The 18,629-nt window shown below is 42.0% G+C and carries 8 protein-coding genes; all 8 read right to left on the reverse strand.

Translation table 11 applies throughout. The features are described from left to right. Positions 1-7 precede the first annotated feature (7 nt). On the reverse strand, positions 8-2,203 hold the full coding sequence (locus tag ACO1PF_RS04600; protein WP_423190500.1) for a PTS transporter subunit IIBC: 2,196 nt from the start codon (positions 2,201-2,203) through the stop codon (positions 8-10). A gap of 28 nt (positions 2,204-2,231) precedes the next feature. Further along, positions 2,232-3,935, reverse strand: coding sequence for a glycoside hydrolase family 13 protein (locus ACO1PF_RS04605; RefSeq protein ID WP_423190161.1), 1,704 nt, complete (start codon positions 3,933-3,935; stop codon positions 2,232-2,234). Between the two features lie 240 nt (positions 3,936-4,175). Then, the gene (locus ACO1PF_RS04610; protein WP_423190162.1) at positions 4,176-6,578 is read right to left on the reverse strand and encodes a pullulanase; all 2,403 of its coding nucleotides are present in this window, start codon (positions 6,576-6,578) and stop codon (positions 4,176-4,178) included. A 332-nt stretch (positions 6,579-6,910) separates the two neighbouring features. Continuing rightward, positions 6,911-13,012 carry a pullulanase gene (locus tag ACO1PF_RS04615; RefSeq protein WP_423190163.1) on the reverse strand — a complete coding sequence of 2,034 codons (6,102 nt, stop codon included), beginning with the start codon at positions 13,010-13,012 and terminating at the stop codon, positions 6,911-6,913. Between the two features lie 101 nt (positions 13,013-13,113). Continuing rightward, a complete protein-coding gene (locus ACO1PF_RS04620; RefSeq protein WP_071849200.1) occupies positions 13,114-13,992 on the reverse strand; it encodes a sugar ABC transporter permease in 879 nt (292 codons plus the stop codon). Further along, on the reverse strand, positions 13,992-15,308 hold the full coding sequence (locus ACO1PF_RS04625; RefSeq protein WP_423190164.1) for an ABC transporter permease subunit: 1,317 nt from the start codon (positions 15,306-15,308) through the stop codon (positions 13,992-13,994). Before ACO1PF_RS04625 ends, ACO1PF_RS04620 begins: the two co-directional genes overlap by 1 nt. A gap of 160 nt (positions 15,309-15,468) precedes the next feature. Further along, entirely contained in the window at positions 15,469-16,785 is a 1,317-nt protein-coding gene (locus tag ACO1PF_RS04630) for a sugar ABC transporter substrate-binding protein (protein ID WP_423190165.1), read from the reverse strand. A gap of 208 nt (positions 16,786-16,993) precedes the next feature. Further along, entirely contained in the window at positions 16,994-18,619 is a 1,626-nt protein-coding gene (locus ACO1PF_RS04635; protein ID WP_423190166.1) for a glycoside hydrolase family 13 protein, read from the reverse strand. Positions 18,620-18,629 lie beyond the last annotated feature (10 nt).

Raw genomic sequence — 18,629 nt, forward strand, 5'->3', positions numbered from 1 at the left:
CAATCTGTTATTTAACGGTACCAATACTGTCTGTTGCAATTACGTCATCCTCAGCTGTTAATTCAAAGGCTTGATTCTCTTTCAAATTAGTAAAAACTACCATGATCGAAGTATCTTTATGGGCTTGTTCCACCTTGCTTCGGTACATATTGGCAATAGGCTGTCCCGCTTTGATGATTTGGTCTTCTTCGACAAGTACGTCAAAGGCACTGCCTTTCAAGTCTACCGTATCAATACCCATATGAACCAGCACTTCTAAGCCTTCAGCCGTTTCCAGACCGATCGCATGCTTCGTAGGGAAGATACTTCTGACCTTGCCAGAAACAGGTGAAACGACTTCATTATCTGAAGGAACGACCGCAAAACCATCGCCCATCATTTTTTGAGAAAAGACCTTGTCATTGACTTCCGTGATAGGTAACACCTGACCATTAGCTACAGAATAAATGGTTTGACCAGTCGATTCAACTGCTACCGTCGTTTTATTTGTTTCAGTTAAGTTGTTCTCAGTCGTATTTTTTTTTGAAGGTCCTTCATCAGTGAGTGACGATGCGGGAATAGGTGCACCGGATTCCAATACATCTATAATATCCGATTTCAAGACATCAGCTTTTGGTCCGTAAATTGCTTGAACACCTGTATCTTTATGAACGAGTCCCATAGCTCCCGCTTTTTTCCAGTTCGCTTCACTGCCCACTTTATTCGTATCTTTTACCGTCACACGTAATCGTGTCATGCACGCATCAACGTCCGAGATGTTGTCTTTTCCACCAAGTAAATGAATGACATCATACACTTGTTGAGAGGCATCTATTTTTTCGCCTGAAGCTTCGTCTTGACCGTTGCCTTCATAATTCCCTTTACGTCCAGGTGTCGCATATTTGAAGCGTTTGATCAAGAAGTCGGCGATAAAATACATCACTACAGCGAACAAGATGGTGACCCAAATGTAGTTAAACAAGTCCCAACCTAATCCGGCGCTTAATGCTAAAGGTGTCCGTGATAAGAGTTCGATATTACCAAAGGCATGGACACGTAGCGGCAAAACATCTGCCATCGCAAAAGCTAACCCTTGAACGATTGCATACACACCATAAAGCGGCATCGCTGCAAACATAAACATGAATTCCAGAGGTTCCGTTACCCCGGTCAAGAAGACTGCTAATCCAGCGGAAAGATACATGGACTTGTAGGATTTACGTTTATCTTCGTCTACATTTTTATACATCGCATAAGCCAGACCCATCAACGTTCCGGATGAACCGATCATTTGACCGACTTTAAATCGTGCAGGGACAAAGTTTTCCATAGCGAATTGATATGTGCTCGTGTCACCGGCATGATCCAGATTCACTAAGTCTCTTGCCCACGCCAGCCATAAAGGATCCTGACCAAAGACAAATGATCCTTGTTGAGCCCCACTTAGGATCTCATAGGTCCCACCAAGCGGTGTGTAATTAATTGGAATAGTTAACATGTGATGCAGACCAAACGGCAGGAGCAAACGCTCGAGTGTTCCGAATAAAAACGGAGCTAATATGGGTGCTGTATCTTGTGATTCAGCAATCCAGACACCGAAACTGTTGATTCCACCTTGAATGACCGGCCAGACGAAAGCTAAAACAATTGCAGCGATCAGTGACCATAAAATGACCACAAAGGGCACAAATCGTTTCCCATTAAAGAAAGACAGGGCGTCCGGTAACTTTCTATATTTATAGTATTTATTGAAAGCCATGGCTCCCATAAATCCGGCAATAATACCGACGAAGACACCCATATTTAAAGCAGGCGCTTCCAAGACACTGATAAAGTAACCATTTACAGGGATCTCTGTTCCAAGCAACGTCTGCGTAACAGCCGCTTCATCACCCAGCATATCTTGGGTGACTCCAAAAATAGCCCCGGTGATACGGTTGATTAAAATGAAACTGATTCCGGCTGCAAAGGCACCGCCGGCTCTATCTTTCGCCCAACTTCCACCGATGGCAAGAGCGAACAGGATGTGAAGATTCCCAATGATTGCCCAACCAATGCTTTCAATAACGCTTCCAACAGCTATTAAAGCCTGCAAATCAGGATTGATCAGCGGAATAGACCCACCGATACTGATCATCAAACCTGCCGCGGGCATAACTGCGATAACCCCCATCAAGGATTTACCAAATTTCTGCCAGAATTCAAAATTCATTATTTTTTTCATCATTATTCTCCTCTATTAAATACTAATTTTATTCATTCAATGTATAATAATTTGGATCGCGCCATACTTTTTGTTTCGCCACTTTATAGACACGCGCTTCATATGGACGCAACGTCATGGTCGCATTCGATTCGTCTCTGACACTGTAATTGCTCAGTTTCATTTCTCCTAGTTCCAAATCTTCTGACAAATCAAACTCTGTGGACTGATTGAAGAGATTGACCATGATCGCATATTTAACGTTATCATAGGATCGCATATAGGCATATACGTGATCATGCTCTTTGGCAATGAGTTCATAACGACCATACATCAGCGTTGGTGTCGTCTGACGCATTTGAATCATTTTTTTATAATGATAATAAATAGAATCCGGGTCATTTAATGATTGTTCTACGTTGATATCCGGATAATTCGGATTGACGCCAAGCCAGGGGGTTCCCGTTGTGAAACCAGCTTCTGGTTCATTGGACCACTGCATCGGAGTGCGTGAATTGTCACGACCGTTTTTCCAGATGTAAGCCATGATCTCCTCATGTGATTTTCCATTCTCGGTTTCGATCGCATACATATTCTTCATACCCACATCATCATAGTCTTCAATAGAATCGAACTGAACATTGGTCATACCGATTTCCTGACCCTGATAGATAAACGGTGTACCCTGCATGAAGAAGTAAAATGTTGCCAGAGCCTTAGCTGACGTCTTTCTTAAATCACCGTCATTCCCCCAGGTCGAAACAGACCGGGACTGATCATGATTTTCAATAAACAGCGCGTTCCAGCCACGACCATCCAGGCCTTTTTGCCAACGCGTCATCACCTCTTTGAGTTCATGGATTTCCAAGCCATCACCATTCGCTCCCCAAAGACTCAAATGTTCGAATTGGAAAATCATATTGAAGTAACCGCTGTCTTCGCCTACCCATCTATCCGCATCTCGAATCGTCACACCATTGGCTTCGCCTACGGTCATCACATCGTACTTATTTAGTGTGCGCTCAGCGAATTCTGAGAGGAACAGATCGATCCCAGCCTGATTCATATGACCATCAAAAGATGGGACGTATTTTTTATTCAAAGGGTTCGGCATATTAGGAAAGCCGTTTTTCTTTTTGATGTGCGAAATCGCATCTACTCGGAAGCCATCGATCCCTTTGTCCAGCCACCAGTTCACCATTTCATATAACTTCTCGCGGACGTTTGGATTATCCCAGTTCAAATCCGGTTGTTTTTTAGAGAAAACGTGCATAAAGTACTCTTTCGATTGTTCATCATATTCCCAAATGGAGCCTCCAAAAATGGATTCCCAATTATTGATTTCTGAACCATCCGGCATCCCAGGATGCCAGATATAATAATCTCTATACGGATTATCTTTAGAAGAACGCGCTTCGATGAACCATTCATGTTCATCCGACGTATGGTTGATAACGAGATCCATAATAATCCGCATCCCACGTTTATGGGTTTCTTCCAGTAACTCGTCAAAATCATTCATCGTACCGAATTCCTGCATGATCACGTGATAATCACTGATATCGTATCCGTTATCATCATTCGGCGACTGATAAATGGGGCTGACCCAAATGACATCAATGCCCAGCTCTTTGAGATAATCGAGTTTTTGAATGATCCCTCGTAGATCACCGATCCCGTCTCCGTTGGAATCATTAAAACTGCGCGGATAAATTTGATACGCGACCGCTTGTTTCCACCATTGTTTTTTCATTTTGTCTTTTAACACTCCTATGTAACCGTTAATATTTCACTCGAACTGAATTCAACTTGTCTATACAATCTTTATTTCTTAAGCAACATCCTTTATCTTATAGTCTCGCTCCCATTGTTTCAATACTTATCGAATTGTTATCGGTATCATTATTTTGAAAGTGGAGAAAACATGGAAAAAGCTCTTGCTGTATCAGCAAGAGCTCTCCTTATTGTTATTCACATCTCCTAGACGAGTCGACTAATCTTCTTCGGACAGATCTCTATCTGTAAACAATAGGACAGAAGCCGTCAACGCATCCAATGTTACAGTGTTTCCTGAAACAGCTACACCTTTAGGGTCGTCGATTGGACGTGTTCCAGCTTGTTTAGCATCAACTAGAACGTAGCCATTTGTTAAAACTGAATCCAATGTCAAGGTGCGTTCTTTGTTGTCGGCATTGACTACCACAAGATAGCTGTCGCCATTGCCATCTTCAGCACGGTAAACAATCACCAAGTCTTCAGATTCGACTTCCGGCACGTCTACCAGTGAAACCATTTCTGCAATTTCTTCCATCTTTCCCTTACGAAAAGCATCGGTACTTTTTCTCAACTGGATCAAGCCCGTTGTGTATGACTGGGTCAAGGTATTGATAGGATAGTCTTTTTTATTCGTGGCTTTATTCCAGTCGAACTGATTGACAGCATCTGTTGAATACACTGAATCATGAATAAAGTAAGGATACACGAACGGTTCCCCTTCTTTATCCGTCATAAAAATTGAACGGTCAGGCGTTTTTGTATCCGGCACACGTTCAGTGAAACGAGCATCTCTGAATTGCTTCGTGCGTCCAAACTCCTGCCCAGCATGAATGAACGGGATACCTTGAGCGGTCAGCAACATCAGATTGCCCAAGCGAATCCGCCTGTGTATTTCTTCCTGATGGTATTCAGGATCTTTCTGGATAGACTGTGCAATAACATCATGCAGGGTGAGGTTGTCATGAGCCCCAATATAAGGGACCACATCACCTGGATCCGTTGCAGTGAAGTTATGCGGATGGGCTATCAGATTATCATAAATACGCTGAATCGAACGTGGCCCTCCGGTGATGAAGCACGGTTCTCCTTCATTTTGGAATCCAGATTTAAGCTCATTACGGAAATCATCAGAAAACGAACTCACCCCGTCAGTATGCTGTATCCAGTCCTGATCAGCAGGCATAACATCTTCAGAGTCTTCATCCCCTACAAAGGTTCGCCATCCTTCACCAATTATCAAAATATCAGGATTCAATTTTTCAGCTTCGTCTAAAGCGATTTGAATACTTTCAGCGTCATGGTCTCCCATCATATCGAATCGGAAGCCATCCACTTTATATTCTTTCGTCCAGTTGACGATCGAGTCTACAAGTATACGCCGGGACATCGCATGAGTCGTACCCAATCGTCCGCCGCCAAAACTTTCTTTTGGTTTTCCGTCTTTATCCATAAAGTGGTAATAATTCGGTTCCAGATCCTCGAATATGTGCACACTGGCAGTATGATTGTAGACAACATCTAAGATGACGCCCATTCCACTTTGATGGATGGCATCGATTAGATTTTTAAATTCTTCAATACGTTTTTCAGGATTTTCTGGCTCTTCAGAGTACCTCCCGGTCAATGCAAAGTAGCTCTGCGGATCGTAACCCCAATTATAATTCGTACCATTAGAAGCATAGTGAAGCATGCGCTCATCGTTTTTAAATTCATTGATAAAGTAAAAACTCATGACCGGCAACAGCTGAACGTGCGTTACGCCTAAACTTTTGATATAGTCCAATTTTTCGACAAAGGCACTAAATGTCCCGAACCGGCTTTCTAGTTGCTCGTCGATTGACGGATCAGAGGTGAAATCTCTGATATGAATTTCATAAATAACCGCATCTTCACGTTTTTCGTATCCCTCGATCTCGGCATAATTTAGCTCTGGTCCGATTGTTTCCGGACTCACGATAGCAGCTTTGGCTATCTGATTATCCGGATCAGTACTGTCCCAAGCAGCCAGTGAACGCGCGTACGGGTCGAGTGCCAACACCGATTTGCCTTCCCGTTCGATTTCATAATGATAGAAGTACCCTCTCATGTTAGCTAGTCCAGTGTTATTTTTGTTCAAGAAAACTTCCCATACACCGGAACCAATCGCTTTCATTCTTAAGTCATCTTTAACTACACGCGTTTGATCCTCTTTATCGTATAAGATGACACGAACAACCTCTGCGCTGGGAGACCAGACTCTCAGCGTGGCGGTTCCGTCTTCATGGAGTCGTGCTCCTAATTCTCCATCATAAGCATAATGGCTGTCCTTAAACCTCCAACCCCTGTAGGCTGAAACTTCATTGTCTTCTGAACGAACGGTAAATGGCGCATTGTGCATATTGAACGTGCTCTCCAAAATCATATTTTTTCTATCATTATTTATCGATATGGATTCAATAGCTAATACTTCTCCATGACCATTTATCACTTCCAAACTCGTTCTTATATCTTCTTTTTTAAAAAGTTTAGCAGAGTCGAAAAAGACTTTCATCTGATTTTCCGAAATAATTTCTGCACCTATTATAGTAATGTTGCTCGTGTGATGTGGGTAAGTATAAATAATATCGTCTCCTTTTCGCATAATTTATGAGTATCATTGGTTAAAACGACAGCCTGAAGAACTATCCAGTTTACTGATCAGTTTTTCCAGCTATAACAATGCACTCTCCTTACGTGCAAAATGCACAGACAAGGAGAGTGCCAGTTACTTATTATCCTTTCATTGCAGCTGAGCTCAAGTCTGAGATGAGGTGCAATGACGTATCGGGTAAACCGTTGCAACAGGAATCGCTATCAGAACAACCCCTGCTGCAAATCGAGTGAATATTTTGAAGAACTGTGCATTTACAACGTTTTATAATCCCAATGCAAAAGTGACGTTCTCATTACTTATCAATACGATCCTTACTTATTCTATTTTTTATTTTTAAATATTTTTACTCCGATACCCGTTAGTGCACTAACTAATCCGATTGCTCCGACAGTCCATAAAGCAGTTGCTGTGGATGGTAGTCTTTCTCCCAGTGGAGTGTCTGACTCATCATCCGTTTCTGCTGTATCTTCATCCGGATCAACGACGGGGTCTTCGTCGTCTTCGTCCGTTTCAACGACTGGGTCTTCGTCATCTTCATCCGGATCAACGACTGGGTCTTCGTCATCTTCATCCGGATCAACGATTGGGTCTTCGTCATCTTCATCCGGATCAACGATTGGATCTTCGTCATCTTCATCCGGATCAACGATTGGGTCTTCGTCATCTTCATCCGGATCAACGACTGGGTCTTCGTCATCTTCATCCGGATCAACAACTGGGTCCTCGTCATCTTCATCCGGATCAACGACTGGGTCCTCGTCATCTTCATCCGGATCAACGACTGGGTCTTCATCATCCACTTCTAGCTCTCTATCAGTCAATACGACCACAGAAGCAGTAAGAGGAGCTAATGTAATACTATTTTCAGTTATTGAAACGCCTGCTGGACTTGTGATTGCTTGTGTTCCGGCAGACTCTCCGTCTACTAAAACATAGCCTTCCGTTAAGTCAGTGCCAAGCGTCAATGTACGTTCAGCATTGTCAGCGTTGACAAAGACGTAATAAATGTCTCCATTTGAATCTTCTGCACGATAACCAATAATTAAATCCTGTTCATTGATTTCCGGTGCGTCAACTAGTGAAACCATCTCTGAAATTTCTTCCATTGTCCCTTTACGGAAGGCATCTGTACTTCTTCTCAATTCAATTAATCCAGTTGTGTACGCCTGAGTTGCTGTGTTGATCGGATAAGCTTCTGCATTAGTTGCTTTGTCCCATTCGAACATATTGATAGCGTCAGTTGAATCATATGAATCGTGAATAAAGTACGGATACTTGAATGGTGTACCGTCTTCATCAGTCATGAAGGTTGATTTGTAAGGAACCAGATCATTAGCAACTGGTTCTATAAAGTCCGGATCTCGGAACTGTTTGGTACGTCCGAATTCCTGACCTGCATGAATGAATGGTGTGCCTTGAGCAGTCAGCACCATCAAGTTTCCTAAACGAATACGCTGATGAATCTCTTGCTGATGATACTCAGGGTCTTTTTGAATAGACTGAGCAATAACATCATGCAAGGTTAAATTGTCATGTGCCGCAATATAAGGCACAACGTCGCCAGGGTTTGTTGCAGTAAAGTTATGCGGATTAGCTGTTAGGTTATCAAAAATTTGTTGGATAGAGCGTGCGCCGCCTGTGATAAAGCGAGGTTCTCCTTCGCTGCCGAATCCAGATTTCAACTCGTTTCTGAACTCATCAGAGAATGAACCGACTGCTTCAGTGTGCTGCATCCAGTCTTGATCTGCAGGCATAACGTTTTCGTAACCTTCGTCTCCTGCAAAAGTACGCCAACCTTCACCGATCATTAGAATATTCGGATTCAGTTTTTTTGCTTCATCGAAAGCTATTTGAATACTTTCTGCATCATGGTCACCCATCATGTCGAAACGGAAACCATCAACCTTATATTCTTCCACCCAGTGGGTAATAGAATCAACAAGAATGCGTCGTGACATTGCGTGCGTCGTGCCTAAACGTCCGCCACCGAAACTTGTACGTGACGTGCCATCTGCATCCATGAAGTGGTAATAGTTCGGTTCCAAGTCTTCGAAGATATGTTCTCTAGCTGTATGGTTATAGACAACATCTAGAATGACGCCCATTCCACGGTTATGAATCTCATCGATCAATTTCTTGAATTCTTCGATACGTTTTGCTGGATCTTCGGGGTTTTCTGAATACATTCCAGTTAACGAGAAGTAACTGTGCGGATCGTAGCCCCAGTTAAAGTTTGTATCCGTTGAAGAATAATCTAGCATTCTCTCGCTATTCTCAAACTCGTTTGCAAAGAAGTAGCTCATGACTGGCAGCATTTGAACATGCGTTACACCTAAACTTTCAATGTAATCCAGTTTTTCAACAAATGCGCTGAACGTCCCAAATTGACTATCCAACTCTGCATCAATTGATGGGTCTGAAGTGAAGTCTCTCACGTGAATTTCATAGATGATCGCATCTTCACGTTTTTCATAACCTTCAATGTCTGCGTAATCAAGTTCCGGTCCAATATGACTCGGATTGACGATTGCTGCTTTCCCGACGTAATTATCCGGATCGCTGCTGTTCCAAGCTGCCATTGAACGGGCATATGGATCTAAGGCCATAACTTTCTCTCCATCACGTTCGATTTCAAAGTGATAGAAGTAGCCCGTTACATCACTTAATCCGGTTGAGTCTTCGTCAAGAACGATTTCCCAAACGCCAGAGTCCTTAGCTTCCATTTCAATGTCATCTCTGACGATCTCTGTCTGGTTATCTTTATCATATAAAACAACTCGGACAGCATCAGCACTTGGCGACCATACTTTCAGGTTCGCTGTGCCATCTTCTCTTAAATCTAAACCAAGTTCGCCGTCATAAGCATACAAGGCATCTTTTAGTCTCCAGCCCATCATTGCTTCCGTTACTTTTTCATCGAAAGCAACAGTATATGGACCATTTTCAACCAAGAAATCGCCTGTTAAGGTCACAACGTTGCGGTCAGTATCAATACTAATCGTGTCAAGAATCATTGTTTCATTGTTACCATTTGTTAAGACTAGTGTTTCTCTAATTGTTTCTTCCGTCAGTCCTTCAGTGGAGTGGAAGAATAGTTCAATCTCTGTTTCAGAAATCAATTCTGCTCTATCCATTCCCGCTTCGCTGACATAATAAGGATTAGTATAAATCTTTTTGTCACCTTCTCTAATAAATACCTGTGTGTGTTCACTTGCTTCAGTAAACATGTAATTATCTGTTTGTTCTCCTGACTCTTTATTCAAGAATAAGAAGCCTACAGATTCAGCATTTTCTGCCAACGGAAGATCGAAATAGGCACCATTTTTACCCATAGCATCCAAATCGTGTGCCCCGTCTGGCCAGCCAGTCGTTGCTTCCAGAACATCTTCCCATGTCCAAAGTGCCCATCCTTCATAATCCTCTGCTGTACGATTATAGTTGACGCGCAATACGTCATCTGCTAAAGGTTCATAAGGATAAATAGCATAGTCTTCATCTAACCAGGCTTCGTTCATTTCTGGTGTAAGCAAACGCACATTGAAGTCACCGGTTAAATTGGTCCCAGTAGTATTGTTGATCAAAAAGCTGATTTTTTCTGGATTTTCAGCTAATTCAACATCCATATAGTAACCATAATCAGTTTCTACTGATTGATTAAAAGATAAGGCTCCATTAGGCCAATTTTCGGACTGTGCTTTTACATCATCCCAGATCCAAAGTCCAAGATTTTCGCGATCATCTGACGGAAGCGTCGCAAAATGGATGCGAAAGAATCCTTCTTCTATGTCAGTTTCTTCTATTGGTGTTTCTGTTTCGTCAGGTGTTTCTAATTCCTGAGATATGAACGAGCCGTTTTGAATCGAAAGCAACGCCGTTCCACCGTCAGCCATTGCCGGCAAGACGAATGTGATCACGTGACTGTCATCCACTTCAACAGCTGAGTACTCTGCATCTGAATAATGATCCATCACGACAACATTTTCATTATCGACTTCTACAGAGATAGTCTGTTCTTCTTCCGATATGTTGAATGCCATGTATACTGAATCATCATTCAATGCGCGTTCGACCAACATCCAGTCTTCATCTTCAGAAGTTAAAAATTCGTCTCTTGTTCCTCTAGATAACAGTTCACTGAAATCATTTCTGAATCCAATGACTTTTTGATAATGGGCCAAGATATCATTGCCTTCAATCAAGTCCCATCCAAAATCATAGCGGTTGTCATATTCTGGCCAGTTGTCATTACCCGATTGGCCCAATTCTTCACCGTAATAAATGACGGGCTGACCTTTAGCTGTCATTTGTAGAGAGGCAGCTAATTTAAGTTTCCCTTCATCGTTTCCTTGGGCGAATAAGAATCCTTCTTCATCGTGACTACCTAGGAACTGCCCAAGTGTTGCATCGCTGGAAAGAACCTGGTTACGGTTCACAAGATGTTCATTAGCTCTGCTCATTCTGCCATTGACAAAGTCTGATGCATAACCTTTGAAACTAAAGTCTACCAAACTGTCCATCATGCCTGAATTTAAATAGCCTTGATCGTTTTGGTAATTTGCGCCCCATGATTCACCGATCAATTTGAACGCAGAATCTTTTTCAACTAATTCGTTTTTAAAATGCTGCCAAGTTGTATCATCCACGTGCTTCACTGTGTCGACACGGTAGCTGACAATAGCATTTCCATTTGGAGTAGTCGATTTTTCAATCCACTCTGACTGCCACTGGACTAGTTTTTCTCTAACATCTTGACGTTCTGTAATAAAGTCAGGCAAGCCGGCAAGCTCCATTTCTAAATCTCCGCTACCTGATTCTTCTCTGATCATATCATTAAAATGTGCTCGGTCTTCGTCAGTCGGATAACCTTCAGGCGGATCAGCGATCCCGTTATCAGGATGCATACCATATCCCGCATGATTCAATACGACATCGACCATGATATTGATTCCTCGTGCTGCTGCTGAATCAATGAGTTCATGAAATTCAGCTAAGGTTCCCAAGTGTGGGTTCAATTCTTCAAAATCTTTAGCCCAGTAACCGTGATATGCGTAGTAAGAGCCATTCGCGCTTTTAGCTTCAACGTCATAACCGACATTTTCCACTATCGGAGTGATCCAAATGGTTGAGACACCTAATTCATCAAGGTAGTCAAGATTCTGAGTGACACCTTTAAAGTCTCCCCCCTGGTAAGTCCCGCGTGGGTTATCGGCATTTTGATAATCAAGTCCATATGGGTTGTTATTTGTTTCGTCCCCATCAGCAAAACGGTCTGTCAGCATGAAATATATAATCTCTTCATCCCAGTCACGTTCGCCTTCGACTTTACTTCTAGCGTCAATCGTCACTTCAGTTTGAGTCGTGTAACGTCCGTTGGATTCATCCCAAACCGTGACAGGGATAGTGTACGTCCCCGGTTGAACGTTATGATCGACTGATAAGGTTACTCTGTTTAATTCTGGTGAAATAGCTAAGTTGGACGATCCGCCAATAGCTGAGACATCAGCAGAAATACGCTCGATAGCCAATTCAGAATTGTTTTCGATCGTCACATCTAAAATTCCGTGTTCATTGTAATTGAATGAACGGTCGACTGCAGCTGAGATAGTGATATCCCCTTGACCGTCTGTTTCATCCGGTCCTTCTTCTTGTGTTTCTGCTATATAAAATGGATTTGTAAATGCTTGAGTGGGATCTTCAGCCGTCACAAACACTTGATTCATTTCATCAAATGATGAGAATTCTAAGTCGTCAGTTTTTTTGTCTTCTCCATCTGTGGTGTTAACGATAAGGAAGCCAAATGATGCGGCATTTTCATTTACCGGAATGTCTACATAAGAGCCATGTTTGCCTACTTGATCATTTGAAAAAGAGGCGGCTGCTGTCGGCCAGTCTTGCGGGTGATTTGGAGCGTCTCCCCAGAACCAGACGCCATAGTCATCATAGTTTACTGTGTCATTTAAATAATGTACGCGAAGGGTCGGTGTGTCAAAATCAACGGGTTCATAATAATAGACGGAACCGTCTGCTCTCACCCATATTTCATCAACCTCTGCATGAATATCCACAGTAATATCTTCATCAATAAATTTTGATTCATCACCATACACGGCGACAAAACCTATTGTACTCGCATCATCTTTGATTTCAAGGTCCTGATAATAGCCGAAGTCTGTTGTTTGTTCTGCGTTGAAAGGTGATCCGTTCGGCCATACTTCACCCGTAGCATCTGAAGGGGTCATAACGTCTCCCCACAGCCATAAAGATAAATCATTGTCAATTGAATCAGTCTCCAGGTGAACACGCACAGTCCGTGCTTCTTCAGCCTGGACAAGTGTTACAAATGGAAAGACGTTAGCTAATGTTTGAAAAAGTAAGACAACCGCAAAAAATGCGGAAAAAAACGTTTTTGTTTTTCTGTTCATGAGATACTCTCCTTTTCAGCAGTGTTAGCGCTGTCAATTTAGGTAAAAAATAACTCTCCCAACAACAACATGTAAGGAGAGTATTTAGTTTAAGATGATAATTATCCTTTTGTCGCACCAGATGCCAACCCTGAAATAAGGTATTTTTGCAGCATCAAGTATACTGTTGCGATCGGTACGGCAATAAGTACCGCACCCGCAGCAAAACGACTGAAGTTATTTGAGAACTGCGCATTAACGAAGTTATAAAGACCCAACGCTAAGGTGAAGTTTTCGGGACTTCTTAAAACGATACGCGGTAAGATAAAGTCCATGAATGGTCCCATGAAGTTGAACAAGGCAACCACAGATAAAATCGGTTTCGCCAGTGGCAATAGAATCTGGAAGAAAATTCTAAAGTGACCCGCACCATCCATTTTGGCTGATTCATCCAGTGATCTCGGTAAGGTATCCAAGTACCCCTTAACCAAGAATGCATTCATAGGAATTCCTCCACCGATGTAGATCAATATCAATCCCCATAGATTATCTAACAAGCCAACAGTGTTGAGCAAGATGTACAGAGCCACCATTGCCATCAATACTGGAAACATTTGTAAGAGTAAGAAAGCATACAATCCATTCGTACGTCCTTTGAAACGATAACGTGAGAATGCGTAGGCGGTAAAACTTACGACTGTCGTTGTGACGACTGTGACGACTGTTGATACAAACAATGTATTTCTGTACCAAAGTAAATAGTCACTTCGAGGACTTGTAAACAGCCATACAAAGTTATCCAATGACCAATTCTCTGGCGATAACGATGCACTATATAAATTGGTTGAGGTATTCATTGAAATCGCAAACGCCCATAAGAGCGGATAAAAGATAACGACAAACACAAGCCCAAGAATCAAATAGATGAGAGCAACTTCTAAACTGCTTTTTTGTTTGCGACTAAGTTTACTGCCGCTTTTTTTAGTGGAATTCTTTTTCATTAGTTGTTACCCTCCTCTTTGAATGAACTTGAACGTCGGAATTGGAAAAACGCAAAAGTTGCAACGATAATTCCTAAGATCAATGAAATAGCCGCAGCCATACTGAATTGCGAGTTGGTAAAGGTCAAGTTATAGACCCAGGAAATCAGTATGTCTGTTCCACCGGCATTTTGTCCACGAACGGCAGGGCCACCTTCATTAAACAGGTAAATAATATTAAAGTTATTGAAGTTAAACGTGTATTGCGTTATGAGTAACGGCCCCGTCGCAAACATCAGATGCGGGAACGTAATGTTTGTAAATTTCTGCCAGCGCGAAGCGCCATCCATATCTGCTGCTTCATACCAGTCAGATGATATCCCCTGCAGCACGCCTGAAAACAGTGCATAGACAAAAGGAAAACCGAGCCAGACCTGAATCATTATGATCGCGATTCGACTCCACATGACATTAGTCATCCATGGTATCGTGGTATTAAATAACGGTTGTAGAATATCGTTATTGATTGCACCGAAGTTATCATTGAATAAAGCTGAAAAGATAATAATGGTAACAAACCCTGGAACAGCCCATGGCAAGATCAAGATTGTACGAATAATCCTTTTCCCTTTGAGACGTTTATCATTGGTTAAGATAGCCAGGAACATTGCCAGAGAAATCGACAATGTGGTTGCGACGAATGTCCAGGTAAGTGTCCAGGAAAGAACACTGACAAACGTGTCACGCCATTCAGATAAAGTCACTAAACGGATAAAGTTTTCAAAGCCAACCCACTGAAGCAAGTTCCGCGGGGGAGCATTGTATAAGTTGTAGTTGGTAAAGGCTAAGAAGCCCATAAACAGCAGTGGTAAAATAACCACAAAAATCAAGAGTGCAAATCCGGGACCGATCATGACATACGGAAAAGCCGTATCCCACGAATTATGGAAGTTTTCCATTACACTACCGGGCTTCCACCCGTTTCTGATTTTCTGCGCCTCAACTTTTGCATCTTGGAGGTTAAACCAATAAAAAGCAGCATAGAAAACAGTGAATAACAGTGCCAAGATACCCTCGATCAAGAATACACGTGAATCATCAACACGCGCTTCATTACCAAGTGTGATAAGTCCTTGTAAGCCGGCAGCCGCAAATTCAAACATAACGAATGCGAAAGCTGCAAACAAGATGAATATTGCGATTCCTTTTATTTTTCTTCTGTTGTAAATCTGTCCCATACCAGGAATGATCGATAGGAGCATAGCTTTTTTGGGGCTATGATTCATATCTTTTATTCGTGTTTGCGACGGTTGGTTTTGATTTTCGTTAGTAGCCATAATTTCTCTCCTTCTACTCGCCCTAAAACGGTCACTTATGTCTATAGAGGTGACGTTAAACAGCTCTAAACACATAAATAACTAATATGAAGAAGGAGATTGAGTTTTTAGTTGCTCAATCTCCTTCTCAAATTAGCTTGACATTACAATCAGATTAAAATTATTGACCCATTATTGAAATTTCAGATTCAATTGTTTGAGTGGCTTCGTCTAATACTTCTTGTACGTCGTCACCTTGTTGTACGAATGTTAATGCGTCACCCATAGGTTCCCATACTTGTGACATTTCCGGAACGTTAGGCATTGGATGTGCATTTAGAGTTTGAGCAAAGATTGGTTCCATTAGCTCATCATCAATTTCGACAGCTGCATGAGCAGGTAATTCGCCAGCTACATCAAAGTAAGTTGTTGAGCTTTCTTCGTTTGTCATGAATAATGCTAGTTCGGTTGCCCAGTATTCAGCTTCCGTATAATAGTTCACTAACCAGCCTTTGTTTCCTGAGAATGAGTTCAAAGGCTCGCCGTTTTGAGTTGGTAATTCAGTAACCATCAAACTGTCTCCAATGGCAGCTTCATAATCAGGAATTGCCCATGGTCCGTTAACGATCATACCGACTTTTCCATCCATGAATAAGCTGTTAGCTACTTCTAAATCTGTTCCTGCAGGCATAAGTCCTTCGTCAAACCATGATTGAATCATTTCGACAGATTTGACTGCTTCTGGCGTGTTTAACCCAACGTCTGAAGTGTCGTATGTGCCATCTTCATTTTGCGCAAAGATGTAGCCACCGTCAGCTGTCAGGAATGGGTAGGTGAAGTATAAATTAGCTGCATCCATCATGAAGCCGTATTGATCGCCTTCTGTTAAGTCGCGTGCAATTTCCATCAATTCGTCCATTGTTTCTGGTGCTTCAGGTACTAAATCTGTATTGATGAATAATCCGTAAGTTTCTACAACTGCCGGAATACCGTATTGTGCGCCTTCATAGCTAAATGCTTTGACAGCTTCTTCATTGTATTCACCTAAACGATTTAATTGATCTTCAGTCAAGTTTAATTCTGCAGCTAAACCTTGTAAGTGAATATCGCCCATGCGGTCATGTGGCTGGAAGAATAGATCCGGACCTTGTCCAGAAGGACCATCCAAGCTCATGCCCTCTGTTTGTTCCAGCATGCTGTAAGGTGTAATGTCAACCTCAATGCCGTGTTCTTCAGTAAAGTTAGCAGTGATCTGTTCGTAAGCATCTAATTGCACTTCTTCGTCGTTGACCCAAATATGTAACGATTCAGGTTTTTCAGGAGCATCTTCGCTTGCTGTTTCTTCAGAAGTTTCGCCTTCTGTATCTTCAGCTGCTTCTTCCGTTGTGTCCTCAGATGTATCAGCTGAATCTCCGTTATCATCTGTTCCACATGCTGCAAGTAGTCCTACTGTTGAAAGCAGTAACATTCCTTTGTACCAAAATTTCTTATCAATCATTGTGTTGCCTCCTATTTTTTTATTTTTTCTTTATTTGCTTACTTTATTTTCCAAGCTCAAAGAAAAGGCTTTCTTAAAATCTTGTTTGCTTAGAAAACAATGGTGTAAGTGATTACATTTAAACTATATAAGTTTTTTACAATTGTTTCAATTGTTTTTTCTATGTTACCGGTATCAGGATGGATCGACGCTGTTATTATATTTTTTACTAATCCAGCAATTCGACAACGATTGCCTCATATGGTTGTAACACTGCCTCTTTTGGGTCAAAGGCTTTTTTACTGTAATTTGAAACTATCACATTTCCGACACTATTTGTAACATTTGAAACTAAGTGTTCCACTTTTCCACTCACATTCGCGACTATCAACCATGTTTTACCTTTATAAGATCGTTTGTAGGCATAAACAGATGGGTGATCGGGTAAGAGCAACTCGTAATCGCCCCAAACGACCAGCGGATTATCTTTTCTTAATTGAATCAATTGTCTGTAAGTATTGAAAATAGAATCTGAGGAGTCGCGTGATGCTTCCACATTGATTTCTTTGTAATTCGGCTGGACTGGTAACCAAGGTTTTCCAGTAGTAAAGCCAGCCTGACTAGAGTCATCCCATTGCATTGGCGTTCTAGCATTATCGCGTCCTTTAATGTTGATCACATCAATAAGCTCGTCGTGTGTATAGCCTTCATTCAATCGTTCATTATACATATTGATACTTTCGATATCATCCACTTCATCAATAGATTCAATCGTTCTGTTTGTCATCCCGATTTCTTCACCTTGAAAAATATAGGGTGTGCCTTTCATGAGATGAAGCAGGATCGCAAAGAGCTTGGCACTTTCTACTCGGTATTCACTGTCATTGCCATAACGAGAGACGACGCGGGGCAAATCATGATTATTCCAGAATAAACTGTTCCAACCATTATCTTTTAATTCGACCTGCCACTTGGTCAGTACCTCTTTCCACTCAACAAAGTCGATCTCTTTTATATCCCATTTAGTCTGATTCGATAGTTCATCCAGTTGTATGTGCTCGAATTGAAAAACCATGGATAATTCATGACGCTCCGGATCAGAATAAAGTTTAGCGTTTTCTGGTGTTACTCCCCACGTTTCCCCGACTGTCATGACATCTCTGCCTTTGAGAGTTGCTTCGTGCAATTCCTGCAGGTAGTCATGCAACTTGGGACCATTGGAAGTGATTTTTTCATCCGGAAGTTTTCCGATCAAGTCGATCACATCCATACGGAAACCACCGATGCCTTTATCGAGCCAATAATTCATCATGTCATACACAGACTGACGGACGAGTTCATTTTCCCAGCTTAAATCCGGCTGTTTCTTACTGAACATATGGAAGTAGTACTGCTTTGTTTCTTCATCGTACTCCCAAGCTGATCCGCCAAACGCCGCTATCAGATCATTAGGCGGACCACCGTTGACCGGGTCACGCCAAATGTAGAAATCGCGGTATTCATTGGTTTTACTTTTTCTCGATTCAACGAACCACTGATGCTCATCGCTTGTATGATTGACGACTAAATCCATCACGATGCGGATATTGCGTTTATTTGCTTCAATAATAAGTCGATCCATATCTTCCATCGTGCCAAAATCAGGATGGATCGCCTGGTAATCACTGATGTCGTAGCCATTATCATCGTTGGGTGAATCGTAAACTGGACTTAGCCAGATAGCATCGATTCCTAGGTGTTCCAAATAGTCCAGACGGCTGATGATTCCCGGAATATCGCCGATACCATCGCCATTACTGTCCTGAAAACTGCGCGGATAAACTTGATAAATGACCGCATTTTGCCACCACTTCATAGAAAGCTCC

Source organism: Alkalibacterium sp. f15 (genome assembly GCF_049389645.1).
Lineage (GTDB): Bacteria > Bacillota > Bacilli > Lactobacillales > Carnobacteriaceae_A > Alkalibacterium.